Raw genomic sequence first — 1,625 nt, 5'->3', positions numbered from 1 at the left:
GCCCATGGACCAGCCGTCGGAGACGATGTGGTGCATCGTCACCAGCAGCAGGTGCTCTTCGTCACCGAGCCGCACGAGGGCGGTGCGCAGGAGTGGCCCTCGTTCCAGGTGGAACGGCTGGCGGGCATCCTCCATGACGCGGCGCTGGGCCTCTGCTTCGCGCGGAGCTTCCGGCAGGTCGGACACGTCGAAGAGTGGCAGGGTCCATGCGCCGGGCGCGTGGATGTGCTGGGTGGCCTGGCCCTGGTGCTCATGGAAGGTGGTGCGCAGGGATTCGTGGCGTGCGACCAGCGCTTCGAAGGCACGGCGCAGGGACTCCACGTCCACGCGGCCCTTCAGCCGGAGCGCCGCTGGGATGTTGTACGACGCGTCACCCGGGGTGAGCTGATCCAGGAACCAGAGCCGCTGCTGCGCGAAGGAGAGCGGCAGGGCGCCTGCGTGCGAGGAAGGGCGCAGCGGCGGTGGACGATGTTCGGAGCGCTGGGCGCCGTCGAGCTTCGTCGCGAGCGCTTCCACCGTGGGCGCTTCGAAGAACACGCGGAGCGGCAACTCCACACCGAAGGTGGAGCGCACGCGCGAGACGAGCTGGGTGGCCAGCAGGGAGTGGCCGCCGAGCGCGAAGAAGTCGTCCCGGACGCCCACGCGCTCCACGCGCAGCACTTCCGCGAAGAGGGCGGCCAGTTGTTCCTCGGTGTCGTTCCGCGGCGCGACGAAGTCGGACGAGGGCGCGAGGTTTCCCGGTTCGGGCAGGGCCTTGCGGTCCACCTTGCCGTTGGCGTTGAGGGGCAGGGCGTCCAGCACCACGAAGGTGGAGGGCACCATGTACTCAGGGAGGCCCTGGCGCAGCTGCGCCTTGAGGGCTTCTGCCTCCAGCGAGGCATCCGCCCTGGGCACGACGTAGGCGACCAGCCGCTTGTCGGCGGCTTCGCCCTTGGCAATAACGACAGCGTCCTTGAGCCCCGGAGCGCGGCGGAGGGCCGCTTCGATTTCGCCCAGCTCGATGCGGAAGCCACGCACCTTCACCTGGAAGTCGATGCGGCCGAGGTACTCCAGCCGCCCATCCACGCGGTAACGGACGCGGTCGCCCGTGCGGTACATGCGGCCACCTGGAGGGCCGTAGGGCTCCGGCACGAAGCGCTCCGCGGTGAGCTCCGGCCGCAGCAGGTAGCCGCGCGCCTGGCCTTCGCCCGCGAGATACAGCTCACCCGCGACACCCACGGGCACTGGCTGCAACGAAGCGTCCAGCACGTAGGCGCGCGTGGCGGGCAGAGGCCTGCCGATAAGCGGCACCTCGTCACGGCCAACGAGGGAGGCCGTGGAGTAGGTGGTGTCCTCGGAGGGCCCGTAGAGGTTGTAGAGCTTCTGCACCGTGGGGACGGCGTAGACCTGCGTGGCCAGCGTCTCCGGCAGCGCTTCGCCCGCGAGGTTGATAACGCGCACGGTGGGCGGTACCGCATTCAAGCGCAGCAACTGCGCCATGGCGGAGGGCACCGTGTTGACGAGAGTGACATGGGAGGCGGTGGGCAGCTCCGCCAGGTGCAGGGCGTTGCGTGCCACCACCACCGCACCACCACTGCTCAACGGGGCGAAGAGCTCGAAGACGGAGAGGTCGAAGTTGAGGCTCG

At 69.5% G+C, this 1,625-nt stretch carries 1 protein-coding gene; it reads right to left on the bottom strand.

Going from position 1 to position 1,625, the window contains the following annotated elements; all coding sequences use genetic code 11:
• Positions 1 to 1,625 (bottom strand): condensation domain-containing protein (locus tag ACLEQD_RS42985; RefSeq protein ID WP_410391733.1); only part of this gene is annotated, 1,625 nt, incomplete at both ends.

It is taken from the genome of Corallococcus sp. 4LFB, from assembly GCF_046520365.1.
Lineage (GTDB): Bacteria > Myxococcota > Myxococcia > Myxococcales > Myxococcaceae > Corallococcus > Corallococcus caeni.
Note: the sequence above shows the minus strand (reverse complement) of the source record. Positions and strands in the feature narration are given on the sequence as shown.